Annotated in this window: 21 protein-coding genes; 10 read left to right on the forward strand and 11 right to left on the reverse strand. The window is 69.2% G+C overall.

Translation table 11 applies throughout. The features are described 5' to 3' along the window. Positions 1-16: 16 nt before the first annotated feature. From GON09_RS00920 to GON09_RS28665, 5 genes are all read right to left on the reverse strand, one after another. Positions 17-1,255: a primosomal protein gene (locus tag GON09_RS00920; protein WP_213930198.1), complete on the reverse strand. Its 1,239-nt coding sequence runs from the start codon at positions 1,253-1,255 to the stop codon at positions 17-19. A 60-nt stretch (positions 1,256-1,315) separates the two neighbouring features. After that, positions 1,316-1,663: a YbaB/EbfC family nucleoid-associated protein gene (locus GON09_RS00925; protein WP_213930199.1), complete on the reverse strand. Its 348-nt coding sequence runs from the start codon at positions 1,661-1,663 to the stop codon at positions 1,316-1,318. Next, positions 1,660-1,974 (reverse strand): hypothetical protein, encoded by a 315-nt coding sequence (locus GON09_RS00930; RefSeq protein WP_213930200.1) that lies wholly within the window; start codon positions 1,972-1,974, stop codon positions 1,660-1,662. The genes GON09_RS00925 and GON09_RS00930 overlap by 4 nt, the downstream gene beginning before the upstream one ends. A gap of 61 nt (positions 1,975-2,035) precedes the next feature. After that, entirely contained in the window at positions 2,036-3,034 is a 999-nt protein-coding gene (locus tag GON09_RS00935; protein ID WP_213930201.1) for a C40 family peptidase, read from the reverse strand. Continuing rightward, positions 3,031-3,366, reverse strand: a complete 336-nt coding sequence (locus GON09_RS28665) for a type VII secretion target (protein ID WP_213930202.1) — start codon at positions 3,364-3,366, stop codon at positions 3,031-3,033. The genes GON09_RS00935 and GON09_RS28665 overlap by 4 nt, the downstream gene beginning before the upstream one ends. A 113-nt stretch (positions 3,367-3,479) precedes the next feature. On the opposite strand from GON09_RS28665, the gene upp reads away from it, so the two are divergent. Both upp and GON09_RS00950 read left to right on the forward strand, forming a co-directional pair. Further along, positions 3,480-4,103 carry a uracil phosphoribosyltransferase gene (upp, locus tag GON09_RS00945; RefSeq protein ID WP_213930203.1) on the forward strand — a complete coding sequence of 208 codons (624 nt, stop codon included), beginning with the start codon at positions 3,480-3,482 and terminating at the stop codon, positions 4,101-4,103. Positions 4,104-4,322: 219 nt separating this feature from the next. Beyond that, complete coding sequence (locus tag GON09_RS00950; RefSeq protein ID WP_213930204.1) at positions 4,323-4,970, forward strand: MspA family porin; 648 nt, start codon at positions 4,323-4,325, stop codon at positions 4,968-4,970. Between the two features lie 36 nt (positions 4,971-5,006). On the opposite strand, the gene GON09_RS00955 is transcribed toward GON09_RS00950, so the two are convergent. Further along, a complete protein-coding gene (locus GON09_RS00955) occupies positions 5,007-6,506 on the reverse strand; it encodes a phospho-sugar mutase (RefSeq protein ID WP_213930205.1) in 1,500 nt (499 codons plus the stop codon). Beyond that, positions 6,503-7,315 carry a purine-nucleoside phosphorylase gene (locus GON09_RS00960; RefSeq protein WP_213930206.1) on the reverse strand — a complete coding sequence of 271 codons (813 nt, stop codon included), beginning with the start codon at positions 7,313-7,315 and terminating at the stop codon, positions 6,503-6,505. The genes GON09_RS00955 and GON09_RS00960 overlap by 4 nt, the downstream gene beginning before the upstream one ends. Before the next feature lie 66 nt (positions 7,316-7,381). Between GON09_RS00960 and GON09_RS00965 the strand changes: the two genes are divergently transcribed. The 6 genes from GON09_RS00965 to GON09_RS00990 all read left to right on the forward strand — a co-directional run bounded on the left by GON09_RS00965 (position 7,382) and on the right by GON09_RS00990 (position 14,217). Then, positions 7,382-8,080: an enoyl-CoA hydratase/isomerase family protein gene (locus GON09_RS00965; protein WP_213934203.1), complete on the forward strand. Its 699-nt coding sequence runs from the start codon at positions 7,382-7,384 to the stop codon at positions 8,078-8,080. 102 nt (positions 8,081-8,182) lie between these two features. Next, complete coding sequence (locus GON09_RS00970; protein ID WP_213930207.1) at positions 8,183-9,343, forward strand: M20 family metallopeptidase; 1,161 nt, start codon at positions 8,183-8,185, stop codon at positions 9,341-9,343. Next, complete coding sequence (locus tag GON09_RS00975) at positions 9,340-10,497, forward strand: M20 family metallopeptidase (protein ID WP_213930208.1); 1,158 nt, start codon at positions 9,340-9,342, stop codon at positions 10,495-10,497. Before GON09_RS00970 ends, GON09_RS00975 begins: the two co-directional genes overlap by 4 nt. A gap of 71 nt (positions 10,498-10,568) precedes the next feature. Beyond that, positions 10,569-11,612 carry an iron ABC transporter substrate-binding protein gene (locus tag GON09_RS00980; protein WP_213930209.1) on the forward strand — a complete coding sequence of 348 codons (1,044 nt, stop codon included), beginning with the start codon at positions 10,569-10,571 and terminating at the stop codon, positions 11,610-11,612. A gap of 107 nt (positions 11,613-11,719) precedes the next feature. Further along, complete coding sequence (locus GON09_RS00985) at positions 11,720-13,174, forward strand: ABC transporter permease (protein ID WP_213934204.1); 1,455 nt, start codon at positions 11,720-11,722, stop codon at positions 13,172-13,174. Then, a complete protein-coding gene (locus tag GON09_RS00990; protein WP_213930210.1) occupies positions 13,171-14,217 on the forward strand; it encodes an ABC transporter ATP-binding protein in 1,047 nt (348 codons plus the stop codon). The genes GON09_RS00985 and GON09_RS00990 overlap by 4 nt, the downstream gene beginning before the upstream one ends. A gap of 12 nt (positions 14,218-14,229) precedes the next feature. Here the strand turns inward: GON09_RS00990 and GON09_RS00995 are convergent, their stop codons facing one another. Further along, positions 14,230-14,700 (reverse strand): gamma-glutamylcyclotransferase, encoded by a 471-nt coding sequence (locus tag GON09_RS00995; protein ID WP_060651290.1) that lies wholly within the window; start codon positions 14,698-14,700, stop codon positions 14,230-14,232. Positions 14,701-14,901: 201 nt separating this feature from the next. Here GON09_RS00995 and GON09_RS01000 point away from each other — a divergent pair, with 201 nt between their 5' ends. Continuing rightward, positions 14,902-16,299 (forward strand): NAD(P)H-quinone dehydrogenase, encoded by a 1,398-nt coding sequence (locus GON09_RS01000; RefSeq protein WP_213930211.1) that lies wholly within the window; start codon positions 14,902-14,904, stop codon positions 16,297-16,299. 39 nt (positions 16,300-16,338) lie between these two features. Here GON09_RS01000 and glpK read toward each other — a convergent pair whose 3' ends face one another. Further along, complete coding sequence (gene glpK, locus GON09_RS01005; protein ID WP_213930212.1) at positions 16,339-17,853, reverse strand: glycerol kinase GlpK; 1,515 nt, start codon at positions 17,851-17,853, stop codon at positions 16,339-16,341. A 122-nt stretch (positions 17,854-17,975) separates the two neighbouring features. Here glpK and glpD point away from each other — a divergent pair, with 122 nt between their 5' ends. Further along, positions 17,976-19,706, forward strand: a complete 1,731-nt coding sequence (gene glpD / locus GON09_RS01010; protein ID WP_213930213.1) for a glycerol-3-phosphate dehydrogenase — start codon at positions 17,976-17,978, stop codon at positions 19,704-19,706. Between the two features lie 22 nt (positions 19,707-19,728). On the opposite strand, the gene GON09_RS01015 is transcribed toward glpD, so the two are convergent. Both GON09_RS01015 and GON09_RS01020 read right to left on the reverse strand, forming a co-directional pair. Next, on the reverse strand, positions 19,729-20,250 hold the full coding sequence (locus GON09_RS01015) for a hypothetical protein (protein WP_213930214.1): 522 nt from the start codon (positions 20,248-20,250) through the stop codon (positions 19,729-19,731). 53 nt (positions 20,251-20,303) lie between these two features. Beyond that, positions 20,304-21,329 carry an oxygenase MpaB family protein gene (locus GON09_RS01020; protein ID WP_213930215.1) on the reverse strand — a complete coding sequence of 342 codons (1,026 nt, stop codon included), beginning with the start codon at positions 21,327-21,329 and terminating at the stop codon, positions 20,304-20,306. Positions 21,330-21,339: the final 10 nt, after the last annotated feature.

A 21,339-nucleotide genomic window follows, 5' to 3' on the forward strand; every position in this document is an offset into this window, starting at 1 on the left:
CCCGACGCGGGGCGCGTCAGTGCCGGCGCAGTCGCGCTTCGAACTCGCGCTCGAGTTCGCGCCAGGCGAGCGCCTCGGTGTCGAACGGCGGCTTGGGTTCCGGGCGCCCCGAGTCGGGCTCGATCACGTGGTTGACGAACCATCCGAGGTCCGTGGACCCGGCGAGAGCGGCGTCGGTCGACTCGTCGTCCGCGAAGTTCGCTGCATCGACGAACAGTTCGACCGCGAGTTCGAGCTGGTCGGGGTCGACGGCCGCGACACCCTCGGAGATGTCGTCGGCGATTCCGGTGAGCACGTAGACGTTGTCGTCGGTGACCGTCACGTCGAGCGAACCGTCGACGGCCGCGAGCTGGATCTCCGTGTACGGCTCGAGTGTCGCGAGGTCGTGGTCGTGGTTGTCGGCGAGATGGCGGGCCAGCGCGCGCTCGGACGGAAAGACGTCGATCGTCCCGTCGTGACCCAGGAAGACGGCGTCGTCGTTCACGTAGCACCGCAGCGAGTACCAGGTGCCGTCGGTCGTGATGATCCGGATGGGGTCGATGCCGACCCTGCCCCAGAACTCGTACCCGTCGTCCTCTTCGTCTCCGTCGATGAACTCGTATTCGTCGTCGGCGTCGACGTCCTCGACCGTGTCGTCGGCCTCGACCTCGTTCTCGTCGACCGCGACGAGCTCGGATTCGATCTCGGCGACCACCGCGGCGTCGACGGCGGGTGTGGTGATCACCGCGTCGAGGGCGTCGATCACGGCGTCCCAGTCCTGAGCGACCGCCGTCCCGATGCGGTTCCACAAGTCGAGACCCTCACGGGTGCGGAAGGCCGAGACGCCGTGCTGCAGCAGGGTGTCGATCTCTTCGCGTTCGAAGAACTTGGTCACGACGTCGATATCGCAGACGTCGCCGAGGATGCTCACGATGTCGAAGGTGTCCTGCAGTTCGGACACCGAGACCGGATCGGGGTCGTCGGCCACGAGTTCGGGCACGCCGACGAGGTCGTAGGTGTGCGGCTCGTCGGGTTCGAACTCCGAGGCCGCGAGCTTCGAGACGATCGGCCACGCCTCGTGCTCGACGAGGTCGTTGTCGGCTCCCGACCGCACGAATGCGACGAGCTCCGGGACCGACGGGAAGGCGTACAGATCATCGCCGTGGCCGAGGAATGCCTCCCACTCGTCGTCGCCTTCGCGCCAGCGCGGCGCCCAGAGCGTCACGAGGTTGCCGTCGGTGAGACCGAGCTCGATCGGGACGATGTCTCCAGCCATGGCGCGAAGCCTAGCCATGTCGGCGCCGAGAATATAGCCGGGGGCAGCTCCGTCGGTGGTTCACCGCTGTACCGGGTGGTCGCCGGCGGTGTCGGAAGCGTCGTTGCCCACGGCGAGTGACACGCGCAGCTCCTCCATCGCGGTGACGCGCGCGGCCGCGGCGTCCCGGGCGGCCTCGTGCACGGTCGCGAGGATCACAGTCGCCAGTTCCCGGGCATCGGCACCGCCGATCGGTCCGGACAGCCACAGTCCTTCGAGCGCTCCCGACCCGTCCACGCGGGCGGTCACGCGCCTGTCGGGACTGCTTGCGATGCCCCGGAGCGCGTCGAGCCGCTCGATCGTGCGTTCGAGCGCGTCGAGCCGGACGTGCGCCCGGTCGACGATTGCCTCCACCAACGGTTCGCTCATCGGACGAGACCTCGGGGCAGGTCGGCGGGCCCGGCTGCGAGGTCTGCGCGGGACGGGAGCCGCATCCGGTCGAGGATCTCGCGGGGGACACCCTCGGCGGCGAGGCGTTCGCCGCGGATCACTGCGGCCTCGAGGGCGGCCTGCCTGTTCAGGGCGAGGATCCGATCGGCCAGTTGCTGTGCTCCGAAACGCAACTCGCGTGGGTCGATGCGGAGGTCCACGGGCAGGCCGCCGTCCGTCGTCCGCACCGAGATCGTCCCGGTCGGGTTGTGGGCGGTGGCCGTGATCGGTTCCGTCGTCGTGCTGTCCATATCGGGTTGGACGCAGCACGAGCGTGACCGGTTCCCTTGCTGTGGGAATCTTCTGTCGATATCAACCGGAGGTGGGCCGGTAGATGCCCTGGAACGCCATTGCGCCGTTCGTGGTGCGTATCGGCGTCACCGCCACCGGGTCGCCGGCCTCGACCATCATGCCGTTGCCCACCACCATCGCCACGTGTCCGTCCCACACGACGAGGTCTCCGGGCAGGGCAGCTGCAGAATCCACCCGCGTACCGACGTCCTGTTCCTGGGCCAACCGGGGCAACTCCAGACCCGCCTGCGCGTAGGCGTACTGCGTCAGGCCGCTGCAGTCGAGTCCGGAACCAGGCGTCGTGCCGCCCCAGACGTACGGGGTGCCCTGCTGTGCGAGGGCGTGGCGCACGGCTGCCGCGGCAGTCTCGTTCGGCGCCCGGCTGATGCTGCCGTCCGGAAGCCGGACCTCGACGCCGCCGGAGAATCCTCCGCGGAAGGCATGCAACTCCCGCGAATCGTCGGCGGCCGAAGGATCGGCGCTTCGGGGATCGCCGGGTCCGGCGGCGGGGGCCGAGGGGTCGGGCGGGAGGAGCGCGGTCGCCCGATCGGTCAGCTCCGCGAGCGTGCCGGTCACCCGCGTCAGCACGTCCAGCCCGGCGACGAGATGATCGATCGCCACGGCGAGAAGCGCGAGTTGTCCCTGCGGGAGAGCGGTTGCGGGTGCCGACTGCTCGGCGTAGGTGACGAACGAGTCGACGAGACCAGCCAGTTCGGCTGCACCGGTGAGCGCCGTGGCCGTGGCCTCGAGCGCGATTCCGGCGAGCGCCACGCCACGATCGGCCGCCGAGAGCACGTCGGTGAGCACCTGCTCGGCACTCGCGATCGCCTGTGAGGCGGCCGGACCGCACCAGGCCCAGGCGAGCTCGGCGACGGCGTCGCGACCGACCGTGTGCACCTCCTCGGCCCAATGCGCGCCGATACGGATCATCTCGCCCGGGTCGACCCCGGGCGGCACCGCGGTGCCGAATGCCCCGAGCAGGTCGGTCAGCGGCGCGACGAGCAAGTCACCCGCGATCACGGTGTCTCCGAGGTGGAGTCCAGCCGGGTGGCGGTCTCGGTCGTGGTCCGTTCATAGGCGGCGGCGGAGGCCGTCGCGGCGTCCCCCATGCCGCCGAGCAGGGCGCCGAGCCGGCCGAGATCACGTGTGTGGGCGTCGTGGGTGGCGGTGAGCGCGGCGAGCACCGGCGCGCCGATCGGTCCCAGTACGGCGCACAGCGCCGAGGGAGCGCCGTGACGCGTCCTGTCGGCAGCCTCATGGAGGCGCGCGGCCAGATTCGCAGCCTCCTCGCCGAACCTCCTGACAGTGGTCGTGTCGATCCGTATCGCGTCCTGGTCGCAGTACTCGGTCACCTCGTTGCCTCTCGCGTCGCTCCTGTGGGATTCGGCACCTCCGGGAGGGTTCCGTCCCTGTCGGGTTCGACGCACCCGCAGGCCGGTCGGTTCCGTCGTTCTATCCTTCGGGCATGGATTCGCTCGTCGTCGACCACCCGCTCGCTGCTTCGCTCCTGACCATTCTTCGCGACGAACGCAGCGACAACGCTGCCTTCCGGCACGCGTTGAGCCGGCTCACCCAGATGCTTGTCTACGAGGCGGTGCGCGATGCGCCCACCGCAACGTTCGAGGTCAGGACGCCGGTTGCTATGACGACCGGAGTGCGGTTGCAGCAGCCGCCGCTGCTCGTCCCGGTCCTGCGCGCCGGTCTCGGCATGGTCGAGCAGGCCCACGCCCTCATCCCTCAGGCCCAGGTCGGTTTCGTCGGTCTCGCCCGCGACGAGAAGACCTTCGAGCCGGTGCCCTATCTGGAGTCGCTGCCGGAGGACCTGTCGGGTCTTCCGGTCTTCGTTCTCGATCCGATGCTCGCGACCGGCGGGTCGATGGTGCACACCCTCGACATCCTCGCGCAGCGCGGAGCCACCGATATCACCGCGATCTGTGTGGTGGCGGCGCCGCAGGGTGTGGAGGCTCTCGCTTCGTCCGGTCATCCGGTTCGGTTGGTCACGGCGTCGGTCGACGAAGGTCTCAACGAGAACAAGTACATCGTGCCGGGTCTCGGTGACGCGGGAGACCGGCAGTTCGGCCCGCGATAACCCCGGGTTACCTGTTACTCGTGTGACTGACGGTACGCATGTGACACCGGACCGCTGTCATCTCGTTATCGAAAAAGAACCCGTCGGTCTCGGTTGTTCCATACGCTCGGTGTGCTCCCGTGTGAAGTCCACTGTGTAGGTACAGCCAGAGATGGGGTCGGCGGAATGGCAAAGTTTTTCTCTCGCAAACTGATTCGTGGAAGCGCCAGGGTCGCTTCGGTGAGCGCGGTGGCCGTCCTCGCCGCGGTGACGAGTCACGGTACGGCTGCGGCCGCCGTCGACAACTCGCGGATCCTTCCGTTGGACGGTGGGAACGCGATCGAAGTGATCCAGGCCGACACCTCGACACAATCGGTGCCGCCGCTCGACAGCTCACCGCTGAGTGTCGAATTCTTCCACGACGAGGTTGCGACTGTTCGGATCACCGGTCCGAACGCCGCGAGCTTCGCCGGGACGGCGGTGGAGGTCGGTTTCCAGGTCGGCTATCCGGTCGCTCTACCGGGGGCGACGGTCACCGTCGTCACCCCGAGCCTGTCGTGGGGGGTGGACAACAATGTGGGCGTCGGCATCCAGCTCGACAGTGAAGGTGGGGCCTCGCTCGACCTCGGTTTCGATTCGGGCGGTTCGCTCAGCGGCGACATCATCCCGTCCCAGGAAATCGAGATCCCGCTCGAGCCCGGCGGTATCACGTCTGTCCCGATCGTGGAGGACTTCCAGTTCGACGGCAGCTCGACGACCATCCGGATCGCCGGCGTGCACGGTTCGGTCTCGGGGGCCATCGGTCCGGTGATGATCCGGCCGTACCTGAAGGCCGTCACCGCAGACCGGGACACCGTCGTGACCTACGGTGTGCCGCAGCGGGTCTGACCGCGTTCGGGCCTGACCGGGTAAGGGCGACAGGTATCAGAGGTTCTCGTCACCGAGCGAGGCCGCCCATCCGCGCAGGGCGTCGAGTACCGCCTTCGCCGCTGGGCGGTCCCGCTCCGTGACCACCTCCAGATAGACCTTGAGCTTCGGCTCGGTGCCGGACGGACGCACCACCACGCGCACCGTCGGCCCGTGGGCGGACTCCTCGCGACTCTCGAAGACGAGAGCATCGGTGTGCATCGGTCCGGCGCTCTCGGCGAGGTCGGTCGCGGTCACCGGAAGACCCGCGAGGCTCGTCGGCGGATCTGATCTCAACCGTGTCATCACGGTGCCGATGCGTTGCAGGTCGTCCACGCGGATCGACACCTGACCGCCGACATGGATTCCGAGTTCACGATGCAGGTCGTCGAGTGCGTCGATGAGGGTCCGGCCGGCCTGCTTCAGCGCGGCGGCGTAGTCGGCGGCCACCACGGCCGTCGCGATGCCGTCCTTGTCGCGCACCGCCTCCGGGTCCACGCAGTGCCCGATCGCCTCCTCGTAGGCGTAGACGAGACCGTCGCCTGCGCGGGCCAGCCATTTGAATCCCGTGAGCGTCTGCACGTACCGCGCGCCGCGCGCAGCTGCGAGCCGGCTCAGCATGGTCGACGAGACGATGGTGGTCGCGACCAGCGAGCCGGGCGGCGACGACGCCAGGATGCGGTCGCCGAGCAGAACTCCGGTCTCGTCACCGCGCAACATCGTCCACCGCTGCGGAGTTCGCACGCCCACGGCGCACCGGTCGGCGTCGGGATCGAGCGCGAGGGCGATGTCGGCGTCGACCTCCGCCGCCAGCGCGAGCAGGGCGTCTGTCGCGCCGGGTTCCTCGGGATTGGGGAAGGCGACGGTGGGAAACGCCGGGTCCGGCGCGAACTGGGACGGCACGACGTGGATGTCGTCGAATCCCGCGGCGCGCAGGGCCGCGACCGCCGTCTCACCGCCGACACCGTGCAGGGCCGTCAGAGCGATACGCACCGCCCGGTGCGGGCAGCGGGGGAGCGACGCGACCCGGGCGAGATAGCGATCGACGAGTTCGTCGCCCGACGGCACGACCGGCACCCGGGGCACGTCCGCGACATCACCGACGGCGTCGATCGCCGCTTCGATCTCGCGGTCGGCGGGTGCGGCCAGCTGCGCCCCGTCCGCGAGGTAGACCTTGTAGCCGTTGTCGGCGGCGGGATTGTGCGACGCCGTGATCTGCACGCCCGCAACGGCATCCAGTGCCCGCACCGCGAAGGCGGTCACCGGGGTGGGCAGCGGCTGCCCGAGTGCGACGACGTCGAAACCCGCGGCGGCGAGGACTTCTGCGGTAGCGGTGTGGAATTCCGCGGAGCCCGTACGGGCGTCGCGGCCGACGACGACGGTGCCGCCGCCGTGGCCGTTCGCCTCGAGCCACGCCGCGAGCCCGGCGGTGGTGCGGACGACGACGGGCACGTTCATGCAGTCCGGTCCGTCGCCGACCGGTCCGCGCAGACCGGCGGTGCCGAATCGCAGCGTCACAGCCGGGCCGCCAGATCACGCAGGAGGTCGCCCATCCGGGTCGCTGCCGCGCGACCCGCGGCGAGCACTTCGAGGTGGTCGAGGGGAGCGCCGGTGATGCCGGCCGCGGCGTTGGTCACCAGCGAGACCGCGAGCACCCGTGCCCCGGCCGCGCGCGCCGCGATGGTCTCGTGGACTGTGGACATGCCGACGAGGTCGGCACCGAGCGTGCGCAGCATCCGGATCTCCGCCGGTGTCTCGTAGTGCGGGCCGGGCAGCCCGGCGTAGACCCCTTCGCGCAGCGAGGGATCGATCTCCCGGGCGAGGGCGCGGAGTTCCGGCGAGTAGGCGTCGACGAGGTCGACGAACTGGGCACCGACCAAGGGCGAGCGGCCGGTGAGATTGAGATGGTCGGAGATGAGAACCGGCTGCCCCACGGAGAACTCGGGGTCGATCCCGCCCGCCGCATTGGTGAGGACGACGGTGCGGGCACCCGCCGCGACCGCCGTGCGCACGGGGTGGACCACGCGGGCGAGGTCGTGGCCCTCGTAGGCGTGGATCCGGCCCGCGAGGACGAGGACGGCGTTGTCTCCGGCGCACACCGAGTGGATGTTCCCGGCATGTCCTTCCGCGGTCGGAGGGGCGAAGCCGGGCAGGTCGCTCATCGGGATCGTGGCGACAGGGATGCCGAAACTCTCGACCGCGGCCCGCCAGCCGGAGCCGAGGACGACGGCGACGGGGTGTTCGGCGACTCCCGTCCGTTCGGCGAGTGCGGCGGCTGCGGCATCGGCGGCCGCGGCGGGGTCGAAGACGTGATCGGGTGCTCCCATGGCATCGGACCCTAATCGCTCACAGTATGTTACTCACGGGTAAGGAGGCGCGGTATGCTGACGCGCATGCCTTACCTCGAACGTGACGGCGACGTCTTCGTCCTGCATCTCGGTGACCGTGACGTGGAGGTCTCCGAGAACCGGTTCCACCCGGACCGCCTCGCCGCGATCCATTCCCTCCTCGACGAGGTGGAGGCGCACGACGGGCCTACCGCCCTCGTGACCGCGGCGACCGGCAAGTTCTGGAGCAACGGACTCGACATCGACTGGGTCGGCGCGAACCTGCCGGATCTGCCGACCTATCTGGACTCGGTCCACGATCTCTACGTCCGTCTCCTCACCTTCCCCGCGGCGACGGTCGCGGCCGTCCAGGGGCACGCCTTCGGTGCCGGTGCGATGCTCGCGCTCGTGCACGACTTCCGGGTGATGCGCGCCGACCGTGGGTACTGGTGCCTGCCCGAGGTGCAACTGAACATGCCCTTCACCGTCGGAATGTCCGCGCTGATCCGTTCCCGCCTGCCGATCCAGACGGCGGTCGAGGCCATCACCACCGGCCGCCGCTACGGCGGTGAGGACGCCGTGGCCGCGGGCATCGCCGAGCAGGCGGTCACCGGTGACGACGTCCTCGCCGCTGCGGTCGAGCGGGCTTCGGCGCTCATCGCCACCCGGGGACCGAATCTGTCGGGCATCAAACGAGGACTGCACGCACCGCTGATCTCGGCGCTGGAGATCCGGACCGACGCGTCGAACTTCCGGCTGGGCTGATCACGGCCGGGGAAGCTGCCGAACCATCACGGCCGGGAAGCTGCCGGAGGGGTCGTACGCACCGATCGATCGGGGTGCGGTGAGCATGACAGACTGGACCCCGTGACGACCGAATACGCCACGGCGATCGAGGCTGCCTCCGACACCCTCGTCGGCCTGTCGCATTCGATCCACGCCGAACCGGAACTCGCGTTCGAGGAACACCGGAGCGCCGCGAAGATCGTCGAGGTGCTGCGCGCCCACGACTTCGACGTGACGACCGGCATCGCCGACCTTCCCACCGCCTTCGACGCCCGGTTCGGCAGCGGCGAACTCGTTCTCGCGTTCTGCGCCGAGTACGACGCGTTGCCGGGAATCGGGCACGCGTGCGGCCACAACATCATCGCGGCCTCGGCCGTGGGTGCCGGGATCGGGCTCGCCGCGCTCGCCGACGAACTCGGCGTGACCGTGCGCGTCATCGGGACACCCGCGGAGGAGACCGGCGGCGGCAAGGTTCTCATGCTCGAGCGCGGCGTCTTCGACGGCGTCGGTGCGGCGATGATGGTGCACCCCGGCCCGTTCGACATCACCGGCGCGACGTCGCTCGCCCTCGCCGACATCGCCGTCGAATACGACGGCCGGGAGGCGCACGCCTCCGCCGCCCCCGAGTACGGGCTCAACGCCGCCGATGCGGCGACCGTCGCCCAGGTCGCGGTCGGTCTGCTGCGACAACATCTGCATCCCGGGCAGCAGATCCACGGGATCGTCGCGCAGGGCGGGACCGCGCCGAACATCGTGCCGAGCCACACCGAACTGCTGTACTACCTGCGGGCGGGGACGAGTGAACTCCTCGACGACCTCGTCGAACGCGCACGCAACTGCTTCGCCGCCGGTGCGCTGGCCACCGGATGCAACCACCGGATCCGGACCGTGTCGCCGACCTATACCGAACTCACTCCCGACGCGTGGCTGGTGCAGGCATATCGTGAGGAGATCATCGGTCTCGGGCGCCGACCGCTGCCCGTCGAGGAGGAAGGAGCGCGCCCCCTGGGCAGTACCGACATGGGAAACGTGACGAATGTGGTGCCGGGAATCCATCCGGTCATCGGACTCGACTCCGGTGGCGCGGTGACACATCAGGCGGCGTTCGCGGCCGCCTGTGTCACCGAGTCCGCCGATCGGGCAGTGCTCGACGGAGCGCGCGCGCTCGCAGCGACCGCCGTGCGCGCGGCGACCGATCAGGTCCACCGGGCACGCCTCCTCGAACGGGTCGGACGCCGATGAATCCGTACGTGGAGAAGTGGTTGGACCGCCACACCGAGGACCTCTCGCTCTGGCGCCGTCACATCCATGCGAATCCCGAACTCGCCCGGCAGGAGTACGCCACCACCGAGTTCGTCGCGAAGCACCTGCGCGCCGGCGGACTGGAACCGAAGGTCCTCCCGCGCGGCACCGGCCTGATCTGCGATCTCGGTCCGGCCGACGGGCCGCGGATCGCCCTGCGGGCCGACATGGACGCCCTGCCGATGCAGGAGACCACCGGCCTGCCCTTCGAATCGACCGTCCCCGGCGTCTCGCACGCGTGCGGGCACGACGCCCACACCACGGTGGTGCTCGGTGCGGGCCTGGCCCTCGCCTCGATGCCCGAACTGCCGGTCGGTGTCCGGCTGGTCTTCCAGCCCGCGGAGGAGGTCATGCCCGGCGGAGCGCTCGACGTCGTCGCGGCCGGCGGTCTCGACGGGGTCTCACGCATCTTCGCGCTGCACTGCGACCCGCGTCTCGAAGCGGGCAAGGTCGGCATGCGGGTCGGGGCGATCACCTCGGCGGCCGACACCGTCGAACTCGTCCTCGACTCGCCCGGCGGGCACACCTCGCGGCCACATCTGACCGGCGATCTCGTCTACGGTCTCGGCGCCGTCATCACCGGTCTTCCCGGGATGCTCAGCCGCCGCATCGATCCGCGCACCGGCACGGTCATGGTGTGGGGCGCGGTCAGCGCCGGCAAGGCCCCCAATGCGATCCCGCGCACCGGCATGCTCGCGGGCACCGTCCGTACCGGCGACCACGACACCTGGGAGCTGCTCGAACCGATGGTCCGCGAAATCGTGCACGGCCTGCTCGCGCCGACCGGCGTCAGCTACGAACTGAACTACCGCCGCGGCGTCCCGCCGGTGGTCAACGACGAGGGGTCGGCGCGCATGTTCGAGGACGCGATCCGCGCGACCGGCCCCGACGCTCTGGCGGACACCCCGCAATCCGGTGGGGGAGAAGACTTCTCGTGGTATCTCGAGCACGTCCCGGGGGCTATGGGCCGGCTCGGTGTGTGGTCGGGGACAGGACCCGAGTTGGACATCCACCAGCCCACCTTCGATCTCGACGAGCGGGCGCTGGCCGTGGGTGTGCGGGTGATGACGAATCTGGTTCTCGGCGCTGCGTGACGCAGTCCGAAGTGAGCTCAGGCTTACCTGAACGGTAGGATGTGTGAGCTCACCCATACCAGGAGGAATCAATGTCCCTTCGACACCGGATCGGCGCAGGGCTGACGGCAGCCACGCTCGTCGCCGTTCTCGCCGCGTGCAGCGACAGCGGCTCGGGCGACACCACCCCGGACGCTTCGAACGGGGAGGCGCTCACGCTCTATTCCGGGCGTAGCGAGAACCTGGTGGGCCCGCTCGTCGAACAACTCGAAGGCACTCTCGGCTTCCCGATCGACGTCGTCTACGGCGGCACGCCGGAGATCACGGGCAAGCTCGTCGAAGAAGGTGCCGCATCGCCCGCCGATGTGGTCTTCAGCCAGGACGCCGGTGCGCTCGGCCTGCTCGACCGTTCGGGTCTGCTCGAGCAGCTGCCCGCGAGTGTGACGGATCAGGTGCCCGAGAACTACCGCGCGGAGGACGGAACCTGGGTCGCCACCTCTGCCCGGGCTCGCGTCCTGGTCTACAACGACGACAAGGTGCAGCCGCAGGACCTGCCGAGCGGGATCGACGGGCTCCTGGACCCGAAGTGGAAGGGTCAGGTGGGCTTCGCGCCGACCAACGCGTCGTTCCAGTCGTTCGTCACCGGACTCCGTGTCTCCCGCGGTGAGGACGGTGCCCGTGAATGGCTCGAGGCGTTCAAGGCCAACGAACCGGTCGCCTTCGAAGGCAACGGACCTCTCATGGAGGGCGTCGACACCGGCCAGGTGACCCTCGGTCTCACCAATCACTACTACTGGTACGGGCTCGCGGACGAGAAGGGCGCCGACAACCTCGCCGTGCAGCTCCACTTCTTCGACGCGGGCGATCCCGGTGCCCTGGTGAACATCGCCGGCGCCGCGGTGCTCGCCACCACCGACCAGCGCGAGCAGGCCGAGCAGTTCGTGGCGGCGTTGCTCTCGCCCGAGTCGCAGACCTATTTCGCCGACGAGACCGCGGAGTATCCGGTCGTCGAGGGGACCGAAACCCAGACCGATCTGCGCCCGCTCTCCGAGATCGGGACCTCCGACATCGAACTGGCCGAACTGGCGTCCCTGGCCGAGACACAGGCGCTCCTGCAGGAACTGGAATTCATCTGATCACCCTCGCTACTCCGCGCGACGGCACCCGACGCGGCCGGCCGATCCTGGCCACGGCCGCGCTGGGTGTTGCCGTGTTCGCGCTCGCACCCGTCGTGCACCTGGTGATGCGCGCGTTCGCGGACGGACCCGAGCGGGTCGTCTCGCTCGTGTTCCGCCCACGCACTCTCGAACTGGTGTGGCGCAGCGGCGCGCTCGCCGTGACGGTCACGGTGGCATGCCTGATCCTGGGGCTCGCCGCCGCATGGTTGACGACCCGCACGGATCTCCCCGGCCGTCGCTGGTTCGCGTTGGCCCTGAGTCTGCCCTTGGCGATCCCCTCGTACGTGTCGGGCTTCGTCTGGATCGCCCAGTTCCCCGCGCTCGAAGGTTTCGTCGGTGCTGCCCTCGTCCTGACCTGCGCGTCCTTTCCTTACGTCTATCTGCCCGTGGCGGCGGCACTCGCCTCGGCCGACCCGGGGCTCGAGGAAGTGGCCCGCACTCTCGGCCGGTCCCGGCCGGCCGCCATCCTCACCGTCACCTTGCGGCAGGTATGGCCGACCGCGGCGGCGGGCGGACTGCTCGTCGCGCTCTACACGCTCAGCGACTTCGGCGCCGTCGCATTGATGCGCTACGAAGCGTTCACCCTGGCGATCTACGGAAGCTACCGGGGACTTCTCGATCGCACGCCCGCCGCTGTCTTCGGTCTCGTGCTGGTCGCGATCGCGGTGGTGCTGACGGTCGCCGAACGGAGAGCGCGCCGCGGCGCCACCGCGCGGATCGGATCCGGCACCGCGCGCACGGCCGAACCCGTGATGCTCGGCTCACGGCGATGGCCGGCGATCGGCTTCCTCACCGCTCTGCTCGTCGTGAGCGTGGGAGTTCCGGTCGCGGGGCTGGCCCGCTGGTTGTGGAGGTCACAGCAGATCGCGGTCGACTGGTCCGGTATCTGGACCGCCACCACCTACACGCTGTGGGTGTCCGCGCTCGGTGCGTTGCTGACCACGGCGCTCGCACTTCCCGTGGGCATCTACGCCGCACGGTCGCACTCCCGATTGTCCCGCTTCACCGAGAGCGCCGCCTACATCGGCTTCGCGCTGCCCGGCATCACCGTCGGTCTGGCGCTCGTGTTCTTCGGCATCCGACTGCTCCCGCAGTGGTACCAGCAGACCCCGATGCTGGTGATCGCCTACGCGGTCCTGTTCCTCCCTCTCGCGGTGGGGTCGATCCATGCGGCGGTCGCCGCGATCCCCCGGGGTCTCGAAGATGCGTCCGCGACTCTCGGTTCCGGACGATTGCTCACCGGACTGCGGGTGACGATCCCGATCGCCGCACCCGGCGTGGTCGCCGGTGCGGCATTGGCATTCCTGACCATCGCCAAGGAATTGCCTGCGACGCTGCTGCTCGTCCCCATCGGGCACGACACGCTCGCGACAGGGATGTGGCGACATACCGAAACCCTCGCGTACGGCTCGGCAGCACCCTATGCGGTGATCCTCGTCCTCATCGCGGCACTGCCGTCGCTGGTGCTGGGACGTCTGTTGCGCGGCCGGGTCGACGCGGAAAGTGGAGGCGAAGAGTGACCGGTCTGACCATCGAGAATGTATGCGCGCGGTACGGCGCCGCCGAAGTCGTCACCGATGTGACCCTCGACGTGCCGCGCGGCGACCTGCTCGCGGTCCTCGGACCGTCGGGTGGCGGCAAGACCACGCTGTTGCGAGTGGCGGCCGGGCTGCATCCCGCAGCGTCGGGACGGGTCGCCGTGGACGACGTGACCGTGACCGACGTGCCACCCGAACGTCGCGGGGTGGGCCTCGTGCCGCAGGAAGGCGCGTTGTTCCCGCATCTGAACGTGGCGCGCAACATCGGCTACGGTCTGGGGCGAGCGAACCGGCCGTGGCGCGGAGGTGCGCGGGAGGAACATCGGCGCCGGGTCGAGGAACTACTGGATCTCGTCGGTCTTCCGGGAGTGGGGCACCGTAAGCCGAGCGCGCTCTCCGGCGGGCAACAGCAGCGGATCGCTCTGGCTCGTGCACTGGCACCGCGACCGTCCGTGGTCCTGCTCGACGAGCCGTTCAGCGCGCTCGACGCCGGTCTGCGCGCGAGTCTGCGCGCGGATGTCCGTACGCTGCTGCGCGAACAGTCGGTCGCGGCGGTGCTCGTGACCCACGACCAGACGGAGGCCTTGGCCATGGCCGACAGGCTGGCGGTGATGCTCGACGGCCGGATCGCCCAGGTGGGCTCGCCCGAGGAAGTCTACGGGAGGCCGGCATCCGTCGCGGTGGGCGAGTTCGTGGGGGAGGCGATCGTGCTCGAGGCCGAGGCGTTCGGCGACTGCGCGCAGACCCCGCTCGGGAAGGTTCAGCTGATCTCGCCCGGACACGGCGTGGGCCGCGTCCTGCTGCGACCGGAACAGATCGAAGTCGGGGCGGCGCCGACGAAATGCCCTGCTGCCGGATCGTTCACGGTGCGCGACACGGCATTCGGCGGTGCACACAGCGAAGTGCGGGTCGAGGGGATGGGAATCGCCGTCCGGGCCCTGTGCACCACCCTGCACGGTCTGCAGGCGGGCGACCCGGTGACGGTGAGCGTCCGGCGACCGGTGCCCTTCTATCCCGGAGGGTAGGACGGCCGGCGTCTAGAAGCCGTCGGGACGCCCCGGACCCACATTGCGACTGTTGCGGGTACGCAGATCCCGCACGTATTCGGCGGGTGCCCCGGCGATCTCGGCGGCGTCGGCCATCACACCCAGATAGCGAGCGGAGGGAAGGCCGCCCTCGTATCCGTCCACGACGTACAGCCAGGCCAGGACCGGGCCGTCGGCGGTGTCGACGCGCACGCGGATCTTGCGGTGGAACCCCAGTTCGGCTCCCTCCCACCGATCGAGGCTGCGCTCGTCGTCCTCCGGCACGTCGTAGAGCACGACGAACACTTTCGAGTCCGAATCCTCGACGACGGTCGCGAGGGCGCCTTCCCAGCCGATGTCGGCGCCGGCGAAGGTCAGGCGCCAACCGTGCAACCAGCCGGTTCCCGCCATCGGCGAATGCGGGCAGCGCGTCAGCATCTGCTCGGGATGCATGTTGGACCCGTAGGCGGCGTAGATCGGCACGAGGATAAGGCTAACCCGTCGTCCGCCGGAGTCGTCGGAGGGGGAGCAGAGGAGCGCCGGAGAGCCGGAGCGTGCAGGGTCGGCCGGTCCCTGTGCGCGAGGCGGGGTCGGTGGCATAGCGTTGAACCCGACGTGTGCGCCCACCAGGTGCGCACGTGCAGCCCGACCCGGCACCCTTCGGAATCGATACAGAGGAGAACAATGACCCGGATCGTCATCATCGGCGGCGGCCCCGCAGGATACGAGGCGGCGCTGGTGGCATCCCAGTACGGCGCGACGGTGTCACTGATCGATTCGGACGGGATCGGCGGCGCCTGTGTGCTCTTCGACTGCGTTCCCTCCAAGACCTTCATCGCCTCCACCGGTGTGCGCACCGACATGCGCCGCGCCGCCGACCTGGGCATCGAACTCGAACGCGCCGAGGTGTCGCTGCCGCAGGTCCACGGCCGTGTGAAGAGCCTCGCCCGCGCCCAGTCCGCCGACATCCGCACCAAGCTCGAGGCTGCCGGGGTCAAGCTGTTCTCCGGGTACGGCGAACTCGTCGACGCGCAGCCCGGCATGGCCGCCCACCAGGTACGCGCCAAACTGCTGACCGGAGAGGAGAAGGTGCTCGACGCCGACGTCGTGCTGATCGCGACAGGCGCGAGCCCGCGCATCCTGCCCGGCGCGGAACCGGACGGTGAGCGGATCCTCACCTGGCGTCAGCTCTACGACCTCGAGAAGCTGCCCGAGCATCTCGTCGTGGTCGGTTCGGGTGTCACCGGCGCCGAGTTCGTCTCCGCATACACCGAGGTCGGAGTTCAGGTCACCGTCGTCTCGAGCCGCGACCGGATCCTGCCGCACGAGGACGAGGACGCGGCTCTCGTGCTCGAGGACGTCCTCACCGAGCGTGGCGTGACCCTCGTCAAGCACGCCCGTGCCGACCGGGTCGAACGCACGGAGGACGGCGTCCGCGTGCTCCTCGCCGACGGCCGGATCGTCGAGGGCAGCCATGTGCTGATGACCGTCGGCTCGGTGCCCAACACCCGGAATCTCGGTCTCGACAAGGTCGGACTCGAACTCGACCGGGGTGGCTACCTTCCCGTCGACCGGGTCTCCCGCACCGCCGTCCCCGGCATCTACGCCGCGGGCGACTGCACCGGCCTGCTGCCTCTCGCGTCGGTCGCGGCCATGCAGGGCCGCATCGCGATCTATCACGCGCTCGGTGAGGGCGTGAGTCCGATCAAGCTGAAAACCGTTGCAGCGGCAGTGTTCACGCGTCCCGAGATCGCCGCCGTCGGTGTCAGCCAGGCGACGATCGACAAGGGCGAGGTGCCCGCCCGCACCGTCATGCTCCCGCTCAACACCAACCCGCGCGCCAAGATGTCCGGCCTGCGGCGAGGTTTCGTGAAGATCTTCTGCCGCCCCGCGACCGGCGTGGTCATCGGGGGCGTGGTGGTCGCACCGACCGCCTCCGAGTTGATCCTTCCCATCGCACTGGCGGTGCAGAACAACCTGTCGGTCAACGATCTCGCGCAGACCTTCTCGGTCTACCCCTCGCTGAGCGGATCGGTCACCGAGGCCGCCCGTCAGTTGATGCGCCACGACGACCTGGACTAGATGCCGGACGGGGCGGGATCGGTGTGGATCCCGCCCCGCTCAGGCCCAGTCGTAGGTGCGTTCGACCGCCTTGTTCCACTCGTCGAACAGGCGCTCGCGTTCGTCGACGGGCATCGCGGGTTCCCACGTGCGGTCCGCGGCCCAGTTGCGGCGGATCTCCTCTTCGTCCTTCCAGAAACCGACGGCGAGCCCGGCTGCGTAGGCGGCACCGAGTGCGGTGGTCTCCGCGACGGTGGGCCGCACGACCGGGACACCGAGGATGTCGGATTGGAACTGCATGAGCAGGTCGTTGGCGACCATGCCGCCGTCGACCTTGAGGGTGCGCAGATCCACGCCGGAGTCGGCGTTCATGGCCTCGATGACCTCCCGGGTCTGGTAGGCCGTCGCCTCGAGGGCAGCGCGTGCGAGGTGGCCCTTCTCGACGAAGCGTGTCAGGCCCGCGATGACACCCCGCGCGTCGGGGCGCCAGCGCGGCGCGAACAATCCCGAGAAGGCCGGCACGAAGTACGCCCCGCCGTTGTCGGGGACGCTCGCGGCGAGCGCTTCGATCTCGTCGGCGGAGCGGATGATCCCGAGATTGTCGCGCAACCACTGCACGAGCGAACCGGTCACGGCCACCGAACCTTCGAGGGCGTAGACCGCGGGTGCCTCGCCGATGCGGTAGCACACGGTGGTGAGCAGCCCGTGCTCGCTGCGCACCGGGGTGGTGCCGGTGTTGAGCAGCAGGAAGTTGCCGGTGCCGTAGGTGTTCTTCGCTTCGCCGGGGGACAGGCAGCCCTGACCGAAGGTCGCGGCCTGCTGGTCGCCGAGGATGCCGGCGATCGGGACCCCGGCGAGCGGTCCGCGTTCGCGGGCATGCCCGTACACCTCCGACGAACTGCGGATCTCCGGCAGCATCGGCTCCGGGATGCCGAGCTCGGCGCAGATCGCCGGATCCCACTGCTGCGTAACGATGTTCATGAGCAAGGTCCGGGAGGCGTTGGTCACATCGGTGATGTGCAGACCGGGTGGCTGACCCTCCTCGCCGACACCGCCGGTGAGATTCCACAGGATCCAGCTGTCGACGGTGCCGAACGCGAGATCGCCGGCCTCGGCGCGTTCGCGGGCACCGTCGACGTTGTCGAGGATCCACCGCACCTTGGGCCCGGCGAAATAGGTCGACAGCGGCAGGCCGGTGATCTCGCGGTAGCGATCGGGCCCGGCGTCGCCGGCGAGTTCCTCGACGAGCTTGTCGGTGCGGGTGTCCTGCCAGACGATCGCGTTGTACACCGGTTTCCCGGTCGTGCGATCCCACACGACCGTGGTCTCGCGCTGGTTCGTCAGGCCGATCGCTGCGATGTCGCTGCGCCGTAGATCCGCTTTGGCGAGCGCCGCGGCTCCCACCTCACGGGTGTTGAGCCACAGTTCTTCCGGGTCGTGCTCGACCCATCCCGACCGCGGGAAGAACTGGCGGTGTTCCTTCTGCGCGATCGACACGATGTGCCCGTCGTGGTCGAAGATGATGCACCGGCTGGACGTGGTGCCCTGGTCGATCGCCGCGATGAACTGGTTCACAGGTGGTCCTCGGGTGAAGGGGACGGCTCGGGTCGGCAACGCTTCCATTGCGCGCTGCGTCGCTCAAGCTACTAGCCTTGATCGGGATACGTCGGCGACTCACGGGAGCGGGTGCGGGTGCGGTGACCAACCAATCGGGTGTGCAACTCCTCGGACCGCAACAACGCGCCGACGCCTGGCGGCGGCTCGCCACCGAACAGTTCGACGTCGTCGTCATCGGCGGTGGTGTCGTCGGAGCGGGCGCGGCGCTCGACGCCGCGACCCGGGGCCTACGGGTTGCGCTCGTCGAGGCCCGGGACTTCGCGTCCGGCACGTCGAGCAGATCGTCGAAGATGTTCCACGGTGGCCTGCGCTATCTCGAACAGCTCGAGTTCGGCCTGGTCCGGGAGGCCTTGCGCGAACGCGAACTTGCTCTGACGACGCTCGCCCCGCACCTGGTCAAGCCGCTCGAGTTCCTGTTCCCGCTCACCCGCCGGGGGTGGGAGCGGCCGTACGTGGCGGCGGGGATCTTCCTCTACGACCGGATGGGCGGCGCGAAGTCCGTTCCGCCGCAGAAGCACCTGACCCGTTCGGGTGCCCTGCGGATGGTTCCCGGTCTCAAGCGGAATTCGCTCGTCGGCGGAATCCGCTACTACGACACGGTCGTCGACGACGCCCGGCACACGATGACGGTCGCCCGGACGGCCGCACACTACGGTGCGGTGGTGCGCACGTCCACACAGGTCGTGGGTTTCCTGCGCGAGGCCGACCGCGTCTCGGGTGTGCGTGTGCGCGACAGCGAGGACGGCTCGGTCACCGAGGTGCGGGCGCACGCCGTGATCAACGCGACCGGCGTGTGGACCGACGAGATCCAGTCGTTGTCGCGGCAGCGCGGCCGGTTCCGGGTCCGCGCCTCGAAGGGCGTGCACATCGTCGTTCCCCGCGACCGGATCGTGAGCGACTCCGCCATCATCCTGCGTACTGAGAAGTCGGTGCTGTTCGTCATCCCGTGGGGCAACCACTGGATCATCGGCACCACCGACACCGACTGGAATCTCGACCTGGCGCACCCGGCCGCGACGAAAGCCGACATCGACTACATCCTCGACCACGTCAACCGCGTGCTCGTCGCCCCGCTCACCCACGACGACATCGACGGTGTCTACGCCGGTCTGCGACCGTTGCTGGCGGGGGAGAGCGACGAGACGTCGAAGCTCTCGCGCGAGCACGCCGTCGCGCGGGTGGCACCGGGACTCGTGGCCATCGCCGGTGGCAAGTACACGACCTACCGCGTCATGGCCGAGGACGCCGTCGACCTCGCCGCCGAGGACATTCCGGCCCGCATCGCGTCGTCGATCACCGAGAAGGTGCCCCTCGTCGGGGCCGACGGATACTTCGCGCTGGTCAACCAGACCATGCATCTCGCCGAGCAGTACGGTCTGCACCCCTACCGGGTCAAGCATCTTCTCGACCGCTACGGCTCCCTTGTCGAGGACGTGCTGAGCCTTGCGAAGGGGCGCCCCGAACTGCTCGAACCGCTGACCGACGCCCCGCAGTACCTGCAGGTCGAGGTCGTCTACGGTGCGGTGGCCGAAGGGGCCCTGCACCTCGAGGACCTCCTGGCGCGCCGGACCCGCATCTCGATCGAATACCCGCACCGCGGTCTGCACTGTGCGGAACAGACGGCTCGTCTGGTCGCTCCGGTTCTGGGCTGGGACGACGCGACCGTCGACCGGGAGGTCGCGACTTACCGGGCGCGGGTCGAGGCCGAGATCGAGTCGCAGAGCCGGCCCGACGACGAGTCTGCGGATGCGCTCAGGGCAGCGGCGCCCGAGGCCCGGCCGGAGATCCTCGAACCGGTGCCGATCAAGTAGCCGCGGACGGTGCGTGACGGTCTCAGTGCGTGAGCACGACCTTCACGACGACCACGATCGTCGCGATCAGAGCCACTCCCACCGCGGCGACCACGGTCCGGTGGTTCGGTCTGCGGTTCTGCAACCGGCGCACGACGAATACGGTCGAGCCGATACGGATCAGCACGGCGACCTCCGCGAGGATGTGTGCCGTACGCGGCTCGAGCCAGCCGATCCAGGCCGTGGCGAGCACGAGACAGGGCAACACCGCCGACGACAGGATGGGAACCGAGTCGCGGAGTTCCTCGATGCGTTCGCTGCGTGAGAGTTGTTCACCGGACCGAACGGACTGGGCGACCGACTCCGCGAAGACATGGGCGATGAACGTCGAGAGCGCCGTGCCGACCACGATCGCGATCCCGATGTATTCGGGGGACGTCGTGATGGGGACGAGCGCGGCCAGCACCAGGATGTTGCCGTAGACGTAGGCGCTGATTCGGGAGGCTGCCGACTCCGGAGACAGAGGGCGGCGCCGTCCCGACGACAGGTACGAAGGCGTGGACACCTCGATAGCGTGACACAGACCGGCCTCGCCGATCCGGTGTCGGGCGGGATGCGTCAGGGTGAAACGGCGGTGGGGCGGCGCCGGTTCGTCACGTCCGGGCTGTAGTGCATCGGTGAGTCGCGGCGGTCGAGGGGCGGCAGGTTGCGCCCGGGTGTCTCGAGCAGGCCGGTATCAGCCGGGATCCGCCCGAATGCGCGGTCCCAGCCGGCGCGGGCCCGTGGGTGGTAGCGGTACCGCCACGGCACGAGTTTCGTGCCGAATCCGATCGCGCGCCCGACGAGCGTGTGCAGTGTCTGCTCGGGACGGCTCCACCGGTAGCCGAGCAGCTCGCGTACCGGTGGGTCGTACAACCCGACGGTGAGCCACAGGAAACCGGTGGTCACCGGCGGGCGGATCACATTCCAGACCCCTTCGGGGAACCACCGCAGGAAGGGCGGGCGGTCGAGATTCGACAGGTCGAGCACGTCGCGGGTGGCCTTGTTGTCCTCGAGCACGGAGCGGCACATGCGGTCCCAGTACGCGAGGAAGTCCTCCCAGGACTCGGGGACCGAGTGCATCGGCATGCCGTACAGCCGGTACCACTGCACGTGCTCGTCGAACAGCCGGTACTTCTGCTCGAGGGTGAGCGGTCCGTCGAACCACTCGATGGAGACGACGAGGCTGTAGAAGAAGGTCGCGTGCGCCCAGTAGAAGGTATCGGGATCGAGCGCGTGGTACCTGCGGCCGCGCTTGTCGACTCCCTTGATGGTGTTGTGGTAGCCGCGCACCTTCGCCGCGGTCTGCGGGGCGCGGGGGCCGTCGAAGACGACCCCGTAGATCGGGTACAGCGACCGGTAGAGGCGCTCCCAGCGCTCGTCGAAGAACTTCGAGTGTTCCTCGACGCCGGCCCCGAGACCAGGATGCATGTTCTGCATCGATCCCGCCCACGGCCCGAAGAGCATTCCGCGCCACCCACCGAAATATCTCCACGTCAGCGACTCGGGACCCAGTGGCTGCGGTGGTTCCGGGGGTGCCGGTCGCGGTGTCGCGGCCTGTGACGACTCAGCTGTGTCGGACCCGGCGGAAACCTGACTACGCATGTTGTCAGAG

The sequence above is a fragment of the Rhodococcus sp. B50 genome (assembly GCF_013602415.1).
Classification (GTDB): Bacteria; Actinomycetota; Actinomycetes; order Mycobacteriales; family Mycobacteriaceae; genus Rhodococcus.